The sequence below is a fragment of the Microcoleus sp. T3_A4 genome (assembly GCF_036700465.1).
In the GTDB taxonomy this organism is placed as follows: Bacteria; Cyanobacteriota; Cyanobacteriia; order Cyanobacteriales; family Microcoleaceae; genus Microcoleus.
Map to the genome: position 1 here is coordinate 1 of NZ_JAUBOY010000028.1, position 20978 is coordinate 20978.

General features: G+C 45.4%; 10 protein-coding genes. 3 read left to right on the plus strand and 7 right to left on the minus strand.

Going from position 1 to position 20978, the window contains the following annotated elements:
* The 5 genes from QUA07_RS16825 to QUA07_RS16845 all read right to left on the minus strand — a co-directional run.
* Positions 1 to 3940: DUF4347 domain-containing protein (locus tag QUA07_RS16825; protein ID WP_333327010.1), on the minus strand; the 3940-nt coding region annotated here is incomplete at its 3' end.
* Between the two features lie 504 nt (positions 3941 to 4444).
* A complete protein-coding gene (locus tag QUA07_RS16830; protein ID WP_333327012.1) occupies positions 4445 to 11746 on the minus strand; it encodes a DUF4347 domain-containing protein in 7302 nt (2433 codons plus the stop codon).
* Between the two features lie 408 nt (positions 11747 to 12154).
* On the minus strand, positions 12155 to 13033 hold the full coding sequence (locus QUA07_RS16835; protein ID WP_333327014.1) for an inositol monophosphatase family protein: 879 nt from the start codon (positions 13031 to 13033) through the stop codon (positions 12155 to 12157).
* Between the two features lie 97 nt (positions 13034 to 13130).
* Positions 13131 to 14255 (minus strand): cupin-like domain-containing protein, encoded by a 1125-nt coding sequence (locus tag QUA07_RS16840; protein ID WP_333327016.1) that lies wholly within the window; start codon positions 14253 to 14255, stop codon positions 13131 to 13133.
* Positions 14256 to 14487: 232 nt separating this feature from the next.
* Positions 14488 to 15348, minus strand: coding sequence for a sugar kinase (locus QUA07_RS16845; protein ID WP_333327018.1), 861 nt, complete (start codon positions 15346 to 15348; stop codon positions 14488 to 14490).
* 71 nt (positions 15349 to 15419) lie between these two features.
* Between QUA07_RS16845 and rsmI the strand changes: the two genes are divergently transcribed.
* Positions 15420 to 16301 (plus strand): 16S rRNA (cytidine(1402)-2'-O)-methyltransferase, encoded by an 882-nt coding sequence (rsmI, locus tag QUA07_RS16850; protein ID WP_333327020.1) that lies wholly within the window; start codon positions 15420 to 15422, stop codon positions 16299 to 16301.
* An 83-nt stretch (positions 16302 to 16384) separates the two neighbouring features.
* Entirely contained in the window at positions 16385 to 17602 is a 1218-nt protein-coding gene (locus tag QUA07_RS16855; RefSeq protein WP_333327022.1) for a glycosyltransferase, read from the plus strand.
* Between the two features lie 137 nt (positions 17603 to 17739).
* Here QUA07_RS16855 and QUA07_RS16860 read toward each other — a convergent pair whose 3' ends face one another.
* A complete protein-coding gene (locus QUA07_RS16860) occupies positions 17740 to 18789 on the minus strand; it encodes a DNA cytosine methyltransferase (protein ID WP_333327024.1) in 1050 nt (349 codons plus the stop codon).
* A 152-nt stretch (positions 18790 to 18941) separates the two neighbouring features.
* On the opposite strand from QUA07_RS16860, the gene QUA07_RS16865 reads away from it, so the two are divergent.
* A complete protein-coding gene (locus QUA07_RS16865) occupies positions 18942 to 20201 on the plus strand; it encodes a folylpolyglutamate synthase/dihydrofolate synthase family protein (RefSeq protein WP_333327026.1) in 1260 nt (419 codons plus the stop codon).
* A gap of 5 nt (positions 20202 to 20206) precedes the next feature.
* Here QUA07_RS16865 and QUA07_RS16870 read toward each other — a convergent pair whose 3' ends face one another.
* Positions 20207 to 20782, minus strand: coding sequence for a Uma2 family endonuclease (locus QUA07_RS16870; RefSeq protein ID WP_333327028.1), 576 nt, complete (start codon positions 20780 to 20782; stop codon positions 20207 to 20209).
* Between the last annotated feature and the right edge of the window lie 196 nt (positions 20783 to 20978).

A 20978-nucleotide genomic window follows, 5' to 3' on the forward strand; every position in this document is an offset into this window, starting at 1 on the left:
TTGTTGGCGTCGGAGTTGGTGTCGGCGTCGGCGTACCAATTGTTGGCGTCGGAGTTGGTGTCGGCGTCGGCGTACCAATTGTTGGCGTCGGAGTTGGTGTCGGCGTCGGCGTACCAATTGTTGGCGTCGGAGTTGGTGTCGGCGTCGGCGTACCAATTGTTGGCGTCGGAGTTGGTGTCGGCGTCGGCGTACCAATTGTTGGCGTCGGAGTTGGTGTCGGCGTCGGCGTACCAGTTGTTGGCGTCGGAGTTGGTGTCGGCGTCGGCGTACCAGTTGTTGGCGTCGGAGTCGGTGTCGGCGTCGGCGGCGGTGGCGCTACATCGTTATCCGAGATCGCCACTGTCACCCCTGGCACCACAACTAGATTATACTTAGCGTCAGTGCTACTCACACTGTGAGTGATATTGCCGCTGTGCGCGCCTTCCACAACCGTATCATCAACAGCTTTTACCGTAACGGGTTGAGCGACATTCCAATTATCCGCAGTGAAAGTGATAGGCGCGAGCGCTTCAATCTGATTACCTGTTGTGAGAGTAATAGTAACAGGGGCGTAAGGCTGCGATGTTAATTTGAACTCATAACTGCCATTGGCACCCCCTTCAGTAGCAGTTGTGTTCGTAGGTGTAATGCTGACACCTGCTGTTTCGTTGTCGGTAATCGCTACATTGACATCCGGAATTGTTGTGCCGCTATACTTAGTGTCGGTACTGGTAACAGTGTGAGCGATCGTGCCGCTGTGCGTGCCTTCGGCTTTGCTATCGTCGGTAGCGGTGACTGTGACTGTTTTGGCAGCATTCCAATTCGTGCTGTCAAAGGTAACAGGCGCGATCGCATTTATTTCACTTCCGGCATTAAAGTTAATGGTAACAGGGGCGATCGGCTGAGACGTTAACTCGATCGCATAACTGCCCGCCGCGCCGCCTTCAGTAGCAGTTGTTGCCGTGGGAGTAATAGAAATACCAGCGGTATCATTGTCCTTATTGGTAATGCTAATATCCGCTACATCTTTGTTGCTGTAATTCGCATCTGTACTAACAGTAGCCGCCGTGACTATTTTGTAGTCAATATCGCCGTCAACAATGCTATCGTTAACCCCTGTTACTGTCACTGGCTGCGGTGTATTCCAGTTAGCAGGAGTGAAAGTTAAACTATTAGTCGAAACTGTTCCTTCGGCAATATTGTCACTGATCAAACCGATAGTCACATCAGCAGTCGGCTGAGTATTTAGAACCACAGTAAAGTTAGCCTTGGTGCCATCTTCACCAGTAGTTAATCCCGCCGTCGGATTCACCGTAATTCCCGGAGTTTCATTGTCACTGTTGGTGACGGCGACATCATCAGGATCGAGGTTTTTGTAATTAACATCGGTACTCACAGCAACAGCCGTGACTATTTTGTAAGCTTGAGGGCCATCAGCTACCAAATCGTCAACACCACTCACCGTTATTGTTTGTTCACCGTAGTTAGCGGGAGTAAAAGTTAAGCTATTAGGAGAAACTGTTCCCTCTGCTGGATTGGAACTACTCAAATCGATGGTAACGTCAGCAGTTGGTGCAGCGTTTAATTTGACAGTAAACTCTGCCTTTCCCCCAGCTTCGGTTGTTGATATTGCTTTTGGACTGACAGTGATGCCGGCAGTATCATCATTAGTAATAGTTGTGGTAGCGGTAGCCGTCGCAATAGTCGGTGCGCCACCCGGTGAAACTGAATTTGATAAAGTAATGGCAACAGTTTCATCCGGTTCTATATTGCCATCTCCCAACACATCCAAAGTAATAGTCTTGGATGTTTCTCCCGCAGCAAAACTGATTTTGCCAGTAGCAGCAGTTGCGCCAGAAGTGCCGCCGATATTGTTGTAATCAGTGTCGTTTGTCGCAGTTCCAGTAATGGCATAATCTACGGTACTCCAAAGTTCCGTGCTACCGCTGCGAGTAATAGTAAATGTCGCAGGAGTTTTGCCAGTATTGCCTTCGGTAATGGTAGGATTGTCGGCGACAATTGAGTAAGAACTATTCCTGTCCAATATAGCCACTTTCACTTGACTCGTACCGCCGGGAACACCGCCTGTAATCGCACCAAAATTGAGAACTAACTGTTCGTTACTGTCAACGATATTGTCAGCTTTAATAGTGACACCAATATTTTGGGTGAGAGTAGTAGTGCCTGCTGAGAAAGTAAGGGATGTGGTTGAAAGAGTGTAGTCTGCACCTTGAGTAGCAGTGCTGCTGGTATCGATGACAATGGGTACATTTAAATCACTTAAGGGAGTGCCACCGCTGATAGTAACCGGGACATCAATTATTGTGTCGGTTGTGCCTTCATTGACGTTGTAAGTGTTGCCTATTTTGGGAGGAACGAAGGATACTGTAGTGGGTGTATTCAGCAGCACCGAAATGTTACCTGAACCGTTGTTCGCTACTGCCAAATCGGGGAGAGTGTCAGCATTAAAGTTGCCTGAAATAAGGGAAATTGGACTTGTCCCTGCAGCAAAGTTAATGGGTGAACTAAAACCGCCATTGCCGTTGCCTACTAAAATTGCAGCGCCGCTGGTTCCTGTAACTGCTAAGTCAAGTCTGCCATCTCCGCTAAAGTCTTTCACCACAATGCCGTTAAGCCCTGCCCCTGCGTTAACAGTAGTGGCCGGGCCAAAGCCACCAGTGCCATTTCCCAATAGAATTGACACACTGTTAGAACCGCCGTTAGCTGTGGCTAAGTCGAGGAAATTGTCTCCGTTAAAGTCCCCAGTGGCGATCGAATTTGGAGTTGGTACAGCCCCAACATTAGGAGCTGCACTAAATCCACCCGTACCATTTCCTAACAGAATTGAGACATTATTAGAGAAGCTGTTGCCAACCGCTAAGTCGGGGAAACTGTCAGCGTTAAAGTTGCCTACAACAATGGAACCAGGAATGGCACCAACATTGAAATTAGTGGCAGCCCCAAAGCTGCCAGCACCATTTCCCAACAAAATTGAGACGCTACCAGAAGCACCTTGAGGGTTAGCGTTTACCACTGCTAAATCGAGGAAAGTGTCGGCGTTAAAGTTCGCGACAGCTATTGAAAGGGGAGTATTACCCACATTGAAATCATTACCTACATAGAAGCCACCAGTACCATTTGCTAACAGAATTGAGATATTACTACTATTTACTACTGCTAAGTCGGGGAAATTATCATTGTTAAACAGTCCCGATGTGACGTAACCCGGACTTGAACCTACGGCAAAATTGGTAGCTGTGCCAAAACCCCCTGTGCCATTCCCTAACAAAATTGAAACGTTGTCGTCATTCTGGTTGCTTATTACCAAGTCGGGGAAAGTATCAGCGTTGAAATCTCCTACATTAATACGTCCGGGACCTGACCCTGCGCCAAAATTTGTAGCTGCACCAAAACTATTCAAAACATACTCGTAAGCTGCTAATACTTTGGCTTCAAATACTAGCGGCGTTTCTATTTTCCCGGTTCTGACTTCCAGTTCCCAGTCCCCACCCTTTGCTACACTTCCCGTGAGGTTTTGGGAAGCCGCAACCGACGCCCCGGTTAACTCACTCAAGCGTTTGACAAATGCTTTACCTGTCTTGCCTGCTGCTACACAGCACCCGTACAGCAGGATATTAGGTCGAGTGTCGCCGATTGAGTAGGTTCGTTGCGAAAACCACTGCTGTAGAGAATCCCGATCGCACTCTATATCATCTAAACTAAAGCGAACGTCGCCGAGTTGCAAGCTACCCGGAGCACCGTGAGAAACAATGTGAATGCTGTCAATATTGGTACGAAGAGCTAAAATTTGAGTAATTTGGTCGATCGCATCCCGGTTCCCATCCAAAACGACTACTTCCGTACCCGGTTTTACCCCAGCGACTAAACTTTGATAATTTTCTACTTGAGTGTCGATAAAGGCGATCGCATTTGGTGAAACTTGATTATTTAAATTTGGCATACTGCACCTACTAATAGCTAAAAAAAAGACAATGATTCCCCTGTTTCGCGAATTACATCGGAAACACTTTCTCAAGGTTGTAGTAACAATAACTGTTTTTTGAGAAAATCTATATAAAGTTTTCTTTATAAACCCCTATTTAATTAAAGTTTTGATAAAGTTGGGGAATTTTATTAAAAAATATTGCGGATGAGCGATATCGAGGTGGAGAATATGACACAAAAACCGTTCAATAGCAAGTGTGATTAGACTGAAATATTAAGAGCGGGATTTTTGATACAGATGTGCGATGGGATTCCGCCGTTAGTTTCAACCCCTGGCGGATTTTCGGGCAAGGGTGGGGGCGGGTTTACGAGATAATTGGTTTTAGGCAATTATTTTTGGTAAAACCCGCCCCTAAAACTTATTTCCTACCATCTTTAGGGGCGATTCCCTACGGGATAGCTTCGCTTCACGTACTTACTTTAAAGTCCGATAGAATAAGTGCTTGAACCCACATCTTTCTTAAAGCAATCCGAAATTAACCGCACTAATATTGCTAGCAGAAACACTACTGAGAGAAGCTAAAATCTCCCCTGTTTGGGCAAACCGAATTAAAGTTGAACCGCTATCTTCGGCAATTGCCAATTGCGAGAAACTCAACCCGTTACCCAATACTAACAAGTCTTGACCGACTTCAAAGTCATCAATTGTATCAATACCAGAATTGGTAGAGAGTAAGAATTTATCATTGCCTACATCCCCTACTAAGGTATCCTGGCCCAAATCGCCGCTGAGGAAATCGTTACCCTGACCTCCTAGCAGAATATCATTGCCTTGACCGCCGTAGAGAGTATCGTCGGCTTTTTCACCAATTAGGATATCTTCACCTCGATTGCCAGAAAGGAAGTCACTGCTGACACCACCAGTCAAAGTATCAAAACCTTTTCCGCCATAAAGCGTATCGTCCCCAATTCCACCATCTGTTAAGTCGTTCCCCTGATTGCCATTCATCCAATCATTCCCATCAAGGCTAAACAACAGGTCATTCCCTTTTTTACCGCGCAATATATCATCGCTAGCGCTGCCCATGAGGGTATCATCGCCATCGGTGCTTTCGGTAGTATTTTCCCCATCTTTAACGAATTCAATACCGCTTTCTGGGAATGGTTCATCGGGTGTAGATGGTGTGCTAGACTCATCAGTATCTAAGGTATTGCGGACTGTGGGATTGTTAGCTGTTGCCGACTGAATTTTGGTATTTAGAGATGCACCAGTATTTTCGGAAATCGCCGACTGAATCGTTTTATTTCCGGCTGCGACTTGCAGTAAATCTTGGGCTACTTCTCCTTGTGCGACTTTTTGTATGCGGGCGATTTCTGTCGCGGCATCTGAGGGCGAGGAATTGCTGGAGGCGATCGCACCAATTCGCTGATTTCCCTCGGCAATAATAGAGGCAACATCCGAAGCAATACTAGATACTTGCGGTACTTGCAGTTGGCTTGTCGCCGACTCAATAATGGCCTGCAATTGCGTTGAATTGCTTAAATCGACAGTGCCAGATTTAATTTGATTGGCAACGGCGGAAATTACGCGATCGGCAATCTCATTTTTCGCGGTATTTGAAGCACCGCTAATTAAATCAGTTATCAAAACAATGGTGTTTTGTAGCTGAGCGTGTGCTGCATAAACCGCCAAACCGTTCGGGTCGTTTTGAGTAATTGCCTGTAGCGGATCGTAGCTAGTCAAGTCAATTCCTGACGACACTCCCAGTGCAGATTTTACTTGAATTTGCGCCTGATTAGGGTCAGTACCTTGCTCGATTAACTCGGTCAATAGGGTAGTTAACGGAGTGACGACAGTAGCATCTGGTGTGGCAAATAGGGGCGTTTGCTGTGGCAAATAAGTAGAGGTATTGATGCCATCTATCAGTACAATTTTGCCTTCATCCGGTTCAAGGTCGCCGCTATTATTTTTGTCGAATTGGTCAAGAGAGACATCTAAGTCAAAGCTGCCCTCTGCGTTAGTAATTGAAAACGGTTCGTTTTCATCTTGGATTCCATTAAAGTTGGCATCGAAGAAGACTGTCGCCCCGGCCATGTAACCGTTAATTGCTTTGCCCCTAGTGCTAGAACTCGGCCCTAAACTAAACTTAGCTAACTCAAATGTGGCAAAGCTCTTATCGTAGACTTTTTTGTAATCTAATCCGCAGGGATAAGGTAGGTTGAATTCAGGGGTGATGGTTTTGCGACCGAACGGCGTCCAAACTTTTACTGCTGGAATAGTTTTCTTACAGATTTTCACTGAAATTGACTTAACTTCAGCACCCAAAAAAGCATTGACTTTTCCTGTTACATCAAACAGTTGCGAGGGTTTGCTGATGCGGGAAGTAATTTCCGATGTTCGGATTTTGCCGTCACCGCCTTTTTTGGGCTGAAATTCTCCAATATCTATCAAATCGATGCCGACTTTTCCTTGAATTCCACCTTTGACATAACCGGAGACAATTTTCGCGTCTATCCCAGCACCCACCGCAATACTAGCGTCAAGTGTGAGTTCGTCAACATCTCGTCCTGTGCCGTCAGCATTTTCGCGATCGCTTACATAGAATCCATCCAAAACTTTGCCAGCAGAACCCGCAGCAAAATTCGAGTTTTTCCACTGGTTTAATCCGTAGGTGTCGTACCCAAATCCTAGATGAGCTGAAGCACTAAACTTGCCTTCAAGTAAACCATTGATGGGCCCCCATATCGGAAAATCTTTCCGAAGATTAAAGTTAAATCCCAGTTTGGGCATCTGATAGGTGAATACCGGAACATCCGGTTTACCTATCAGCAATTGAATCGCGGTTTGCGGTTTGGTCAAGAGTGGCACATCAAAGCCATCAATGTCTTGTAAAGCATTTAAAAATTCCTTGACCTTGCCATTTGTTTTGGAGTTAATTTGTTGCTTAGCGGTTTGCTGTACAGCAGTTTTTGCCACTGGGGAAGCATTCTGAAGATTAGCACTTTGAGCGGTAACATCTATATTCCCCAGAGTGTAGGAACCCAAGTCGATTTTATCGGGAGAGTTTGCTATTTGGTTTGCCAAATTAACAACTTTATCAACCTTGGCAACCGCATCTAAAAAGCGAGTATCGATATCGCGACCAGAGATTTTTGCTGCCAGTTCTAGTACGCTAACTTTGCCATCCTTATTTTTATCAAACGGCCCCGCTATCCCTAGTTTAGACAGTAACTTGGTGTCGGCATTCAGCAAGTTGATAACTGGTCGAAATGGTTTAATGACATCGGAAATTTTACCAATCACTGGTTTGGCAAAGTTGTTTACAAATGTCCCCAAATCTAGTTGCATATTGTTAAATGCAACTGCGGGCTTTTGCGGCCCGGTTAATTGACCGTTAGCGTAATTTAGGATCGGCCAATTAACTGCTAAGTCGAAGTTATAGGAGGGGAAGGCAGCATTGCCGTTGATGCTGGTCTTTGCGGTGAGACCGAGATTGGCATTGCTCTTTAAGTTGGCATTGAATAAGTCTTTGAACTGATAGTTACCTTGCAGTTCTGGCAGGGTGAGGCGAGAGCCATCATTGGGCCCACCAAGATTGTCTAAGTCCTTCAGCTTGACTTCGAGGTTGGCATCGACTTTAGTCGGTTTTTTGGGATCGTTGGCGAGGTCTACTTGGAAAAAGCCTAAGTTGCCTTTTGCCTTGAATTGGTCATTTAGGCCGAAGTCAATGTTGGCGGTTAACTTGGTTTTGTCAGTATCTATGTAACAGCCGAAATCTTTACTAACACCAACTCCTAGGGACAAGTTGTAGTTGTATTTTGATTTGGCTTTCCCATCTACATCTAAGCTTAATGCCGGTACTCCTAAGTTTTTAGAGAGATTGATGTCGGGAAACTGATATTGTTTGCCAAGGGTAATTAGCAACGTGTTTTCATCAGGTGTCGAATTCCCAGTTAGAGCGACTGTGAAATCTGGCCCAAGTGCTGTGCGGATGCTACTTTCTAACTGACTGATACTTTGATTTGCCCCATTTTTAACTGCATCGACTAGCTTAGTCTTGAAGTTGCTAATAAAATCTGGGGAAATGTTCTTCAGTGGGCCGACAATGGGTAGGTTAACTGCCTGTAATTGGTTGTCAAGAATTTTCTGAAGTTTATCCAATCCAGCTTCTACGCCGCACCAATTCTTCTGTGTGTCGATCGTACCAGCAGTTGGCGGTGGTGTCGGTGTCGGCGTCGGAGTGCCAGTTGTCGGCGTTGGCGTCGGAGTGACTGGTGTCGGTGTCGGTGTGACGGGTGTCGGTGTCGGTGTCGGAGTGACGGGTGTCGGTGTCGGAGTGACGGGTGTCGGTGTCGGTGTCGGAGTGACGGGTGTCGGTGTCGGAGTGACGGGTGTCGGCGTTGGTGTCGGAGTGACGGGTGTCGGTGTCGGAGTGACGGGTGTCGGTGTCGGAGTGACGGGTGTCGGTGTCGGAGTGACGGGTGTCGGCGTTGGCGGTGCTACATCGTTATCAGTAATCGCCACTGTCACGCCCGGAATCGGGATCGCACTATACTTACTATCAGCACTAGCAGCCGTATGAGAAATACTGCCTGTGTGCGGCCCTTCCACAACCGCATCGTCTGTAGCCGTGACTGTGACTGGTTGCGCCACATTCCAGTTAGTCGTGTCGAAGGTAATCGGTGCGATCGCATTTATTTGATCGCCATTGGCAAAACTAATCGTCACAGGGGCGATCGGCTGCGACATTAATTTGATGCCATAACTGCCATTCGCACCGCCTTCTGTAGCAGTTGTTTCCGTAGGAGTAATAGAAACACCAGCCGTATCATTGTCCTTATTGGTAATGCTAACATCCGCTACATCTCGGTTGCTGTAATTGGCATCGGTACTAACAGCAGCCCCCGTAACAATTTTGTAGTCAATATCGCCGTCAACAATGCTATCGTTAACCCCTGTTACTGTCACTGGCTGCGGTGTATTCCAGTTAGCAGGAGTGAAAGTTAAACTATTAGTCGAAACTGTTCCTTCGGCAATATTGTCACTGATCAAACCGATAGTCACATCAGCAGTCGGCTGAGTATTTAGAACCACAGTAAAGTTAGCCTTTGTGCCATCTTCACCAGTAGTTAATCCCGCCGTCGGATTTACCGTAATTCCCGGAGTTTCATTGTCACTGTTGATGACGGTGATATCATCAGGATCGACGTTATTGTAATTAGGATCGGTGCTGACAGCAGCAGCCGTGACAATTTTGTAAGGTAGAGGGCCATCAGCTACTAAATCGTCAACACCACTCACTGTTATTGGTTGCGGTTGATCGTAGTTAGCAGAAGTGAAAGTTAATCTATTAGTTGAAACAGTTCCTTCTGCAACATTGTCACTGCTCAAATCGATCGCAACATCAGCAGTGGGTTGAGAGTTGAGTTTGACAGTGAAGGTACCAGTGCCACCGACTTCACTTGTAGTTAATGCTGTTGGGTTAATAGTAAAGCCAGCTTTGTCATCATTAGTAATAGTTGTGGTAGCGGTAGCAGTGGTAATTGTCGGTGTTACGCCTGGGCCTGTGGGACTTGAAATGGTGACGGCTATGGTTTCGTCGGGTTCAACTAGGGTGTCGCCTAATACATCGAGAGTAATGCTTTTGGATGTTTCATCGGCGGCAAAATTAATTGTGCCAGTAGCAGCAGTTGCCCCTGAAGTGCCGCCAATATTGTTGTAATCGCTGACGTTTGTAGCTGTTCCTCCTATTGCATAATTGACGCTACTTGCCCCGCCTGTGTTGCCGCTGCGAGTCGCAGTGAAAGTCAGAGGTTTTGTGCCGCTATTACCTTCAGAAATGCTTGCAATATCGGCGGCTACAGCGTAAGAAACACTACCGTTAGCAGCAATAGTTAATGTTGTTTGTTTTGTTGTACCTGCAATGCCTCCGGTGATTGGGCCAAAGTTGAGGATTGCGGTTTCGGCGTTTTCAGGGAGATTGTCGGGTTTTATCGTGACTGCAATATTCTGGGTGAGTGCGGCACCTGTTGCACCTGCGGGGAAAGTAACAGTAGTAGGCGAAAAGGTGTAGTCTGAATTTTGGATGGCTGTGCTGCTGGGGTCGATGACAATTGGTACTGTTAAAGCAGCGTCAGGAGTGCCGCTGATAGTAACGGGAATATTGACTACTGTATCTGCGGTTCCTTCTATTGCGCTGTAAGTTGCAGCCCCAAAATTTACCGCCGGGGATGTATTCAGCAGAATTGAGGTGTTTTGACCGCCAAAGTTCGCCGTAGCTAAATCAGATAAGCCATCTTTGTTAAAATCGCCGACAACAATACCTTGGGGATTGGTTCCCACAATAAAATTAGTGGCAGTCCCAAAGCTGCCATTGCCACTTCCAAACAAGACGGAGACATCGTTCGATGTATTGTTGGCTGTGGCTAAATCGACTTTTCCATCTGCATTGAAGTCACCACTAGCAATAGCAAGGGGTTGTGTTCCAACGCCAAAGTTGTTAGATCCACTAAAGCTTCCTGTGCCATCTCCTAACAGTATTGATACGTTGTTTGAGTCGCCTTCGTTACTCGTTGCTAAGTCAGGATTATTGTCTCCGTTAAAGTCTCCTAAAGCAATGTAATTAGGGCTATTTCCAACGGTAAAGTTAGTGGCGGCGCCGAAACTGCCATCGCCATTCCCTAACAGGATGGATACGCTGTTAGAACCAAAGTTCGCTGTCGCTAAGTCAGACTTGCCATCCTTGTTAAAGTCGCCGACAAGCACAAAATAGGGATTTGACCCCACGCTCAAAGTAGTAGCTGCGCCAAAAGTACCATTACCATTTCCCCGCAAGATGGAGACGGTGCCATCATAGCTTTGATTGGCTGTAGCTACATCTGAATTGCCGTCCCCGTTGAAGTCTCCCACAGCTACGCTATTGGGACTTGACCCCACACCAAAGTAGGTGGCTGCACCAAAAGTGCCATCGCCATTCCCTAACAGGAGAGAAACGTTGTTAGCATAAGAAGAATTGGCCGTAACCAGGTCAGAATTACCGTCGTTGTTAAAGTCGCCTACAGCGACAGAGAAGGTAGTGAGCGCGGTCGGCGGGCTGGTGTTAAGATTAATGGCAGCGCCAAATTTGCCAGTGCCATCTCCCAGTGCGATCGAGACGTTGCGATCAGGTCCTGTGCTGGCAAAGGCTAGGTCAAGGTTGCCGTCTTTGTTAAAATCGCCACTGGCAACTTTACGGAGACTGTAGGTTATGGGAAAATTAGTCGCAGCACCAAAAGTAGACAGAACGTACTCGTAACCCGCTAACACCTCGGCTTCAAATACCAGCGGTGTTTCAATTTTCCCGGTTCTGACTTCCAGTTCCCAGTCGCCGCCCTTTGCTACACTTCCGGTGAGGTTTTGGGAAGCGGCAACTCTTGCCCCCGTTAACTCACTCAAGCGTTTGACAAATGCTTTACCTGTCTCGCCTGCTGCTACGGAACACCCGTATAGGAGGATATTAGGTCGATTTTTGCTCCTTGAGTCGGTTTGTGGCGAAAACCATTGCTGTAGATCCTGCCGATCGCACTCTATATCATCTAAACTAAAGCGAACGTCGCCGAGTTGCAAGCTACCCGGAGCACCGTGAGAAACGATGTGAATGCTGTCAATATTGGTACGAAGAGCTAAAATTTGAGTAATTTGGTCGATCGCATCCCGATTCCCATCCAAAACGATTACTTCCGTACCCGGTTTTACCCCGGCAATCAAACTTTGATAATCTTCAACTTGAGTGTCGATAAAGGCGATCGCGCTTGATGAAACTTGATTATTTAAATTTGGCATAATACACCTACTAATAGCTAAAAAAAGATAAAGATTCCCCTGTTTCGCGACTTGCGTCCGAAACTATTCCTGAAGGTTGTAGTAACAATAACTGTTTTTTGAGAAAATCTATATAAAGTTTTCTTTATAAACCCCTATTTAATTAAATTTTTGATAAAGTTGGGGAATTTTATTAAGTAATATTGCGGAGGAGCTAAGGCGAGGTGGATAGGGTAACACAAAAAGCATTCAATCGCAAGTGTAATGATAATGAAATATTAAGAGGGGGATTTTTGATATATGTGCGATCGGAGCGGCTTTACTGTATTATGGGTTTTAGGCAATTATTGTTGGTAAAACCCGCCGCTACGAGTTATCCGTGACAATCTTTAGGGGCGATTCCCTACGGGATAGCTTCGCTTCACGTACTTACCTCAAACTCCCATCTATCCCCGCTAAAATTTGCTCAGCTTGCCCGCACAAAGCAGCGTGACAGTAACCGTTACTCGCCAACAATCCCCCCCACTGACTCACATCTCCCCGGTTATATTGCAAAGTAGAACCGTCAAAACGAGTAAATTGGCCGCCCGCTTCCGTCAAAATTAATTCCGGTGCCGCTAAATCCCAATCTTTCGGTGCAGACTTTCCCGAAAGCGCAATATAAACATCAGCCTTTTGTTCGACAATTGTCGCAATTTTACAGCCGATACTGCCGACAGCTATTTGATTTTGACAAGGCAGTTTTTGTAACAATTGATTAAAGCGATCGCCCCGGTGACTGCGACTGGTTACTATAGATAAATCTGCCACTATATTTCGCGCCGAAACCTGCAATTTTACCGCAGAACCGTTCCGACTTTCCATAAAAGCGCCCGCCTCGCGGATTGCGTAATAAATCTTTTGCTGTTGGGGCCAAGCCACAACTGCTAATACCGGTCTTCCCTCGAACGCTAAAGCAATGTGAACTGCAAATTCACCTGTCCTGTCAATAAAATCTCGCGTTCCGTCCAACGGGTCAATAATCCAAACCCAACTTTGAGGTAAGGGAACTTGACCGTTTTTTTCTAAATAAGATTTGTAAGTTTCTTCGGTGAGATACCCAAATTCTGCATTCCCTAAAGCCGACTGCAATTCGTCGAGAATGTAAGAATTGACAGCGACATCGGCGGCGGTGACGGGGCCATCTTTTTTTTCTTGGATGTCGAGGTTAGGAGTGTTGGAATCCTGCCGATAATAGGATTGTAGGATATCTGATGCACTCCAGGCGATCGATCGGGCAATTTCGCTGATTTCTTCGAGAGTTTTCATGAATTTCTTGTTTATGAACCGCAGATGAACGCCGATTAACGCAGATTTTTGTAGGGCGGTGTCCCCGTGCCCGCCCCTGGAAACCATACATTAGCAATTACCAATTAATATGAGGATATTTCCATTCATAATAATTAGGAAACACAAAATTAGTAAACGAAACCGAAATACTAACCTCCAATGATTTTACATGATGCCACCAACCGACAGGAATAAAGATAGCTTCTCCCGGTTCCAAAATTACTTCAATAATTTTCGCATCTCTGTAAAGCGGGTATTTGTCATAATCGGGATTTTCGCCGTCCACTTTGCTGAAAACACCGACGTGATTATAAAGCAGAGGTGTTTGTTGCGGAGAAATCAATTTAATTAGTTTGCGACCCGACACTTGAGCTAAAATTAAATTAACTGGGTCATGGTGGAGTGGTGTAATCGTGCCTTTCGGGCCGAACCAAAAGAAAACTCTGCCTTTTGTATCCGTTGGATTTAGGTATTCTGGAAAAATTTCAATGTCGTTGAATAGGGGTTTAAATTCCTCTCTTTCCAGAGTTTGGTTGTTAGCAACCATGTAGTAGTCGTTGCTAGGCCCGCCCTTGACCACCATCTCTACATATTTGCGGAACAAAACAATTTTTTTGTGGTTTTCTATCTTAATTTCGTAATTCGGGTCAGAGTTCCGGTTGGCTTGAATTTGTACCTCTGCATCGCCATATTTTTCTTGCAAATACTCCGGCGTCCACAACTGCAATGCTTTCCAGTTGTGCATGATATTGGTAATAATTACTGGAGTATTTTTGGCGTAGTAATTTTCAAGAAAATACTCTCTGGAAAGGCTGCTTTTACGTTCGATTGTGCCAAATTTGGAAGACAATGCGGCTAATTGATTGCTAATCCTAAGATGCGATTCTAATTTATGCAATAACTGGACGTACTGACTACCTGCTTGAAAATAGGGATGAGATGATATTTCCCTAACTTCTGCGGTGGCTGTTTCTGCATCTATGCCGGTATTTATTAGTGCTTGAATAATTTCTGCGTCGGGTTGATTTAATAATTTGTTAGCCGCCACCCACTGTTTCATATTGTCGGGGATTTCTTGTTTGCTTGGGGTGAGTAGATTGGGCAAGTTTTGTGTCAGCCATTCTAGGTTAACTTGCTGTTGTTCTGTTAGGGTAATCCGCAAAGGGGGAAGGGTGATAGTTAGAGGTTGGGTGTCAGGCATGATTCGGGTATGTTGTTTTGGGAGTGTTTTGTGTGACTTTAACTTGTCTTACTAATATAGCAATTTGGTTAAGGAACCGCGAAGGCGCAAAGGGCGCGAAGGAAGAGAAGAGAGAAGTTCACAAATTTTGTCGAGGTTGCTGTCAGGATTTTAACTTAACAGGTGTTGCTAGTTCAACTTTTCTAGCTGGGAGGGGTTTTCCCCGGATACTTTGGTTAATTTTTAATTAAAATTAACCCTTATTCATCCAGCCGCGGGTTCCGAAGTTTTTGCAGGAATGGGAAGCGATTTTAGCTGCTGCAGTGAGAGTATCTGTAAAGTTGTTATTTTGCAAAATGTAGTGACAGAAAGCGCCGTGAAAGATGTCGCCTGCGCCTAAAGTGTCTGTGGCTTGAATTTGAGGTACTTGTATAGTGCCGTAACTGCCATTGCTGAGGTATAAAATTGATTTTTCGCCGCGCGTGATGGCAATATGGGAAATTCCGGCTGCTGACAGGTAAGCAAAGACTTGTTCGGAATTGTCGCAGTTGGGCGGATGAAAATTCTCGGAACATACAGCCCATTCAACGAAAGGCAATATTTCCTCTAATCCGGGTTTCCAACTGCCGCCGTCGAGGACAATGGGAATGTTTTTCGAGTGGGCAAGTTGAGCAATTTCTTTGCTGGCTGCGATTTGATGTCCGTCAAGCAGTACCATACTAACTGATGTTAAAATATCCTGGTTAATTGTTTGACTGTCAACTTGCGATTTCGTAGCATTGATGGAAATTACCGATCGATCGCCCGTTGCTTCAGTTACAATAATCGAGGAAACTGGCGGCGAGTGTGATCGCCCGGGCTCCAAATCAATTATCCTGACATTATACTCCGCTAAGTCTGCACGAATTAATTGGGCGATCGCATGAGTGCCCAAAACCCCAGCCCATATCGCCGCATTCCCCAAATAGCTAAAAGTGACCGCAGCATTCGCCGCCGGCCCGCCCGCAGCAATGGTACAATCAGAAGCAACAACTTTCTGATTTTCACCCGGAGGCTTCTGGGCCAAATAAACTAAATCTAAAGTCGCCAATCCCAAAAACAATCCCGTTTTCATATCTTCTTAAATGTGTGGCATGGGCGTCCCGCCCGTGCTTTATCTGCGATTAAAAACTTCAAAATATCAAAATGCAAGCAAATCCCAATACAGGAACACTTTACCTCGTAGGAACCCCGATCGGCAACCTCGAAGACATGACCTTTCGCGCCATCCGAATCTTGCAAACAGTAGACTTCATCGCCGCCGAAGATACCCGCCATACAGGCAAACTTTTGCACCATTTTCAAATCAAAACTCCCCAAATCAGCTATCACGAACACAACCAACACCAGCGACTCCCCGAATTAATCGACAAACTGCTATTAGGGAAGAGTATTGCCCTCGTTACCGATGCTGGAATGCCGGGAATTTCTGACCCGGGTTCCGAGTTAGTCAAAGCTTGCGCCGATGCTAATATTAACATTATTCCGATTCCCGGCCCGACCGCCTGCATAGTTGGTATAACTGCATCGGGATTACCCACTGAGAGATTTGTATTTGAAGGTTTCTTACCCGTGAAAGGTCAAGAACGCCAACAAAGTTTAGAAGCTTTGCAAATAGAATCCCGCACTATAATATTATACGAATCTCCCCACCGATTGCGGCAAACTTTACAAGATTTAGCAAATAGTTTGGGAAGCGACAGACAGATTGTGCTGGCGAGGGAATTGACGAAAATGCACGAAGAGTTTTGGCGTGGTAGTATAGAAAGTGCGATCGCACTTTACACCAATCGCGAACCCCAGGGAGAATTTACCCTCGTAATTGCCGGCATCCAAACAGCAGCCCCAATATTTTCCGAAGACGCCATTAAAGCAGAATTGCAAACATTAATTGCACAAGGCATAAGTCGTTCCCAAGCCAGCCGTCAACTAGCGCAACAAACATCCCTCCCCCGTCGCCAAATCTACCAACTCGCCCTCACAATAGGCGACAATGAATCAGTAGAACAACCCGTCGATGACTTGTGAATAACTCTCTTCTCTTCTCCTCTGCGGTCTCTGCGGCCTCTGCGGTTAAATAAAAAAAGCTAGATACTCACACTCAGAATTATATGGTACGCGGAAACTACGATCGACAAAAGCCGTATTTACGAAACCCCCACATTAACAAACCAATCGCCGAAATTTATGCAGACTTAGACGCCTTTACCTGGGAAATATTTGAAGACCAACCCCACCGCTTCGATACCGTCAGTTTCTACGTCTTGCTTCCCCCGCTGTTTTACGAAGGACGTTTCATCAAAGGAATTTATTTCAGCGAAGCAGTCGAACTCATCAACAAACTATTTCCCCAACTTTCCTCAGTATTTTTATCCTTCGCCTATTCCCCCGGAATCTCCTATTCCTGGGCCCCCATAGCTGACGCCTACTCTAGTTTATACAAAAACTCGCAGCGGGATAAATGGTTTCGCGAAACTTATCCAGAGCGCGCTCACAAACCAATCATACCACTGCAAGACACCGACTTCATCAACGAATACTTAATTTCCCCGCGCAACGTCCCCGCCAAAGACATAGACTTGCTAGCCGTCGCCCGAATTTCCGAAGAAAAAAATTTGCCAATCATAGCCAAAGCCTTAAAAGTTTACCGCCAAAAATATCCGCAAAAACCGATTAAATTAACAGTCGTCACCGGCCACGAATTTGATGCTAGCAACCTGAAAACTCTCGACCAGTACGCCTTACAAGAATGGCAACAAGTGGAGGAAATTTTAGGCAATCCCTCCGACTACATTAACTTAGTGCCGAGAGTAGACTACTACAGCGAAATCCCCACATATTATTCGCGAGCCCAAGCATTCGTCCTCGGTTCCCTCCTCGAAGGAAAAAACCGGGGCATTACCGAAGCCATGAGTTGCAATGTACCAGTAATTTGTTTTGAAGAATTCAACCAATACGCCAGAGGAAACTCGCCAGTTTTCCCCAAAGGTGCGGGTCTTTACGCCAAATTTGACCCAGAATCTCTCGCAGATACTATATATACAGTATTGGAAAATCAAACAGAATTCAAACCGCGATATCAGTATTTAAAGCATTGCGGGCGCAAGAACTTTTTCAATACTTGTATAGACAGTTTTCCTTATTATCAGCACAACATTCCCGACTACAAGCCCGGAGATGCGATTAACAATTTGTGGCTGGATTTAGCAGTTCAACAAAATTATCAAGTTAGTTTGAATAGCTTTTTGTACGGAGGTTCTCCCTTGTCTCATATTCGCGGGATAAATGCGATTCAGCACAATCTTAGTCAGTTAACAAAATTTAAATGACAGATAATTCGGAATGATTAAACCACAGAGGACACAGAGGACACAGAGGAGGAGAAGAGAGAGATGAATAATTCTGATGTCAACGGATTTGAGATTAGTCTTCCTAGCGAGGACTTTCGCTAAAAGCCCCGTGGAATTTATTCCCTAGCGACTGGTAGATTGTCGGTTTCAGTTGATACCAATGCCCTATTCCCTATGCCCGACTTTCCAATATGTTCAAAAATCTTACTGGCTAAAACTCTAGCCAAATTTACAGGAACAGCATTGCCGACCATTTTGTATCCATCAGCAATATACTTGTACTTAAAAATAAACTCATCCGGGAAAGTCTGAACTCTCGCACACTCTCGCACAGAAAGCCGACGGTAAGGCTGAGGCGAATTGGGGTCAAAAATGCGTTTGTCTTTGCCAACCAGAATCATTTTACTAGCTTGAGGGTGGAGAGGCGCGTGTCTGCCGCTTGCCTGAATTGTAAAAGAAGGTTCTGACCAACTTCGGACTCGATTCCGCGACATATAAATGCTGGAAAACCCCAAATCCGCACATTCGTGATTTGGGACAGAATCGTGATAATTATCTAATTTAGCCTTAACTGACATAGGAGCGATCGCCTGCAAATCAAAAATCGCATCTTTCAGCGTCAAAACATCGGTTCCAGGTTCGGGAAACTCAAAACCCAAACCCAGAGTTTCCCGATAGCCAACAACAATCACCCTTTGCCTATCTTGCGGAACCCCAAAATTTCTAGCATTCAACAACTTGTACGAAACCCGATAGCCGATGTCCTCAAACTGCGATAATATATAAGTAAAAGCATCCTTGTTTCTGGGAGCTAAGATTCCGCTAACATTCTCAGCTAAAAAAAACAAAGGCTGCTTGTCTCGCACAATTCTGATATACTCCCAGAAAAGTTGACCCCGACTGTCATCAATCCCTCGTTTCGCCCCTGCTTCACTCCAACTTTGACAAGGAGGCCCGCCGATTATCCCAATACAGTTGGGAATTTCATCAGAATTAATTTTTCTGAGATCTCTGCGATCTAAAATGGTTTCAGGATGATTGAAATTATACGTATCCCAAATAGACTTATCATATTCATTCGCCCAAACCGGATTAAACCCAGCTAAGCGGAAACCCAAATCCAACCCGCCACAACCAGAAAACAGAGAAATAATATCCAAAGCCACCTTTTTTCACCCGCAATAAATACACTAAATCAATTATAAACCTCTCTTTTCTTAGATATATCTCTCTTTCTTCTCTCACTCTGCGCCCTCTGCGCCCTCTGCGGTTAATAAAAAAAATCTAATTCACACACAAACAGAATTTATCATCCTCAATGAATGCAGAATCCATCCTCCAATCTTACCAACATTTCGGCGTCCATCTCGGCTTAGAAAGAATTCACCAACTTCTCCAAAAACTAGACAACCCCCACCAACAAATACCCATTATCCACATTGCTGGCACCAATGGCAAAGGTTCCGTTTGCGCTTATCTCTCTTCCGTACTAACCGAAGCAGGCTATCGAGTCGGGCGCTACACATCGCCGCACTTAATCGATTGGACAGAAAGAATTTGCATCAACCAAAAACCGATTTCCCCAACAGAATTGCAACAGTGTCTAGAACGAGTTGTCGCCGCCACCCAAAACAATACCGAAACTCCAACTCAATTTGAAATAATCACCGCAGCAGCTTGGCTGTATTTCGCAGAACAAAAAACAGACATCGCAGTCATAGAAACTGGATTGGGCGGTAGATTAGACGCGACTAACGTTTGCGAAACACCTCTCGCTAGCGTCATCACTTCTATCAGTCTCGAACACTGGCAAATACTCGGCCCCACCGTCGCAGATATTGCTGGGGAAAAAGCGGGAATTCTTAAAGCAAAATGTCCGGCAGTTATCGGAGAATTGCCAGAATCCGCTAGAATAGTAGTAGAAAAACGCATTCAAGAATTAGACTGTCCGGCAACTTGGGTAAAACCAGCAATAGATTTAGGACAAGGATTCGCAGAATATCAGTTTAATCAAAATGCGGATAAAATAAAATATCAATTGCCACTGCTGGGAAAAATTCAACTAATGAATTCAGCAATTGCGATCGCAACTTTGCAAACTCTCCAAAACCAAGGATGGCAAATTTCCCCAACCGCCATCGAAAACGGTATCGCCAAAACCCAATGGCCCGGAAGACTCCAGCAGACAACTTGGAAAAACCACAACCTATTAATTGACGGCGCGCACAACCCCGCCGCAGCGATCGCCCTGCGTGAATATGTCGATAATCTTAAAAGTTCCCAACCGATTAACTGGGTAATCGGCATTCTTGCGACTAAAGACTGCGACGATATTTTGAAAGCATTACTCAAAAAGGGCGATCGACTTTACTTAGTACCCGTACCCGATCAAAACTCATCATCCCCCGCAGAATTAGCCGCCCTAGCTCAAATTATCTGCCCCGAATTAACTCTCTGTCAAGCCTTCCCCGACTTAACAACAGCCTTAGATGCTGCTGTTACAGGTGACAACCTAACAATCCTTTGCGGTTCTCTTTATCTCGTCGGCTATTTTCTGCAACAACAATCCCAAGCTTAAACGAATCACAATTGTGTTTCTTCCTCCGTAAAGATAGGAGGCCACAATTCCGAAACGGGCAATTCCCAACCGGGAAAAAGTTCTGCTACTGTTAAGATATCGCCATTTCCTAAAACAGTCGGTTCACCTGTAGAGCGATAAATAGTTACTGTTTCTTCATCAGGATCTATCAGAATTCCGACGATCGCACCCAATTCTATAAACTTCAAAACCTTGGTTTCTATAAGCTTAATGCGATCGCTCTGAGATTTAATCTCAACCACCAAATCCGGGACAAGTTCTCCAAAATAACGCGGACTTTGGCGCAAGCGGGCGGCCCGCACAAAAGAAACATCCGGTGCTTTGACATTCGTATCCGGCATGATGAAACCGCCTGCGGAGTCAAAGACTCTCCCCAAGCGACGGGGATAAACCCAGTTACCCAGCAAGCGAATCAAAATACTGCTGATTTCACTGGATACGATGTCTGATGGGCCCACAATTGAAAGTCTCCCGTCTTCTAATTCAATTTTGTAATCTAAACCCGCTTCGGAAAAAAGGGTTTGAACTTGGTTTAAATCTTTGAGTGTCATCGCTGGCATAAGAATTTTCTCCTATTCCGATCTGAGCTTTGATTTTAACACGAGTCAAATTTCTGAATATTTGAGGAATTCAGGCTATATTCCTACAAATCATCAATCACGCTGCATTGAGAAAGGCGATCGCACGGGATAAATAAACCCGGTTTCTGGGATGAGCGATCGTTCTTATCAACAAACATTTATCTCTAAAATAGTC

Coding starts and splice junctions, on each gene's coding strand:
- QUA07_RS16830 (WP_333327012.1), bottom strand. CDS start 11,746: ATGCCAAATTTAAATAATCAAGTTTCATCAAGCGCGATCGCCTTTATC.
- QUA07_RS16835 (WP_333327014.1), bottom strand. CDS start 13,033: ATGAAAACTCTCGAAGAAATCAGCGAAATTGCCCGATCGATCGCCTGG.
- QUA07_RS16840 (WP_333327016.1), bottom strand. CDS start 14,255: ATGCCTGACACCCAACCTCTAACTATCACCCTTCCCCCTTTGCGGATT.
- QUA07_RS16845 (WP_333327018.1), bottom strand. CDS start 15,348: ATGAAAACGGGATTGTTTTTGGGATTGGCGACTTTAGATTTAGTTTAT.
- rsmI (WP_333327020.1), top strand. CDS start 15,420: ATGCAAGCAAATCCCAATACAGGAACACTTTACCTCGTAGGAACCCCG.
- QUA07_RS16855 (WP_333327022.1), top strand. CDS start 16,385: ATGGTACGCGGAAACTACGATCGACAAAAGCCGTATTTACGAAACCCC.
- QUA07_RS16865 (WP_333327026.1), top strand. CDS start 18,942: ATGAATGCAGAATCCATCCTCCAATCTTACCAACATTTCGGCGTCCAT.
- QUA07_RS16870 (WP_333327028.1), bottom strand. CDS start 20,782: ATGCCAGCGATGACACTCAAAGATTTAAACCAAGTTCAAACCCTTTTT.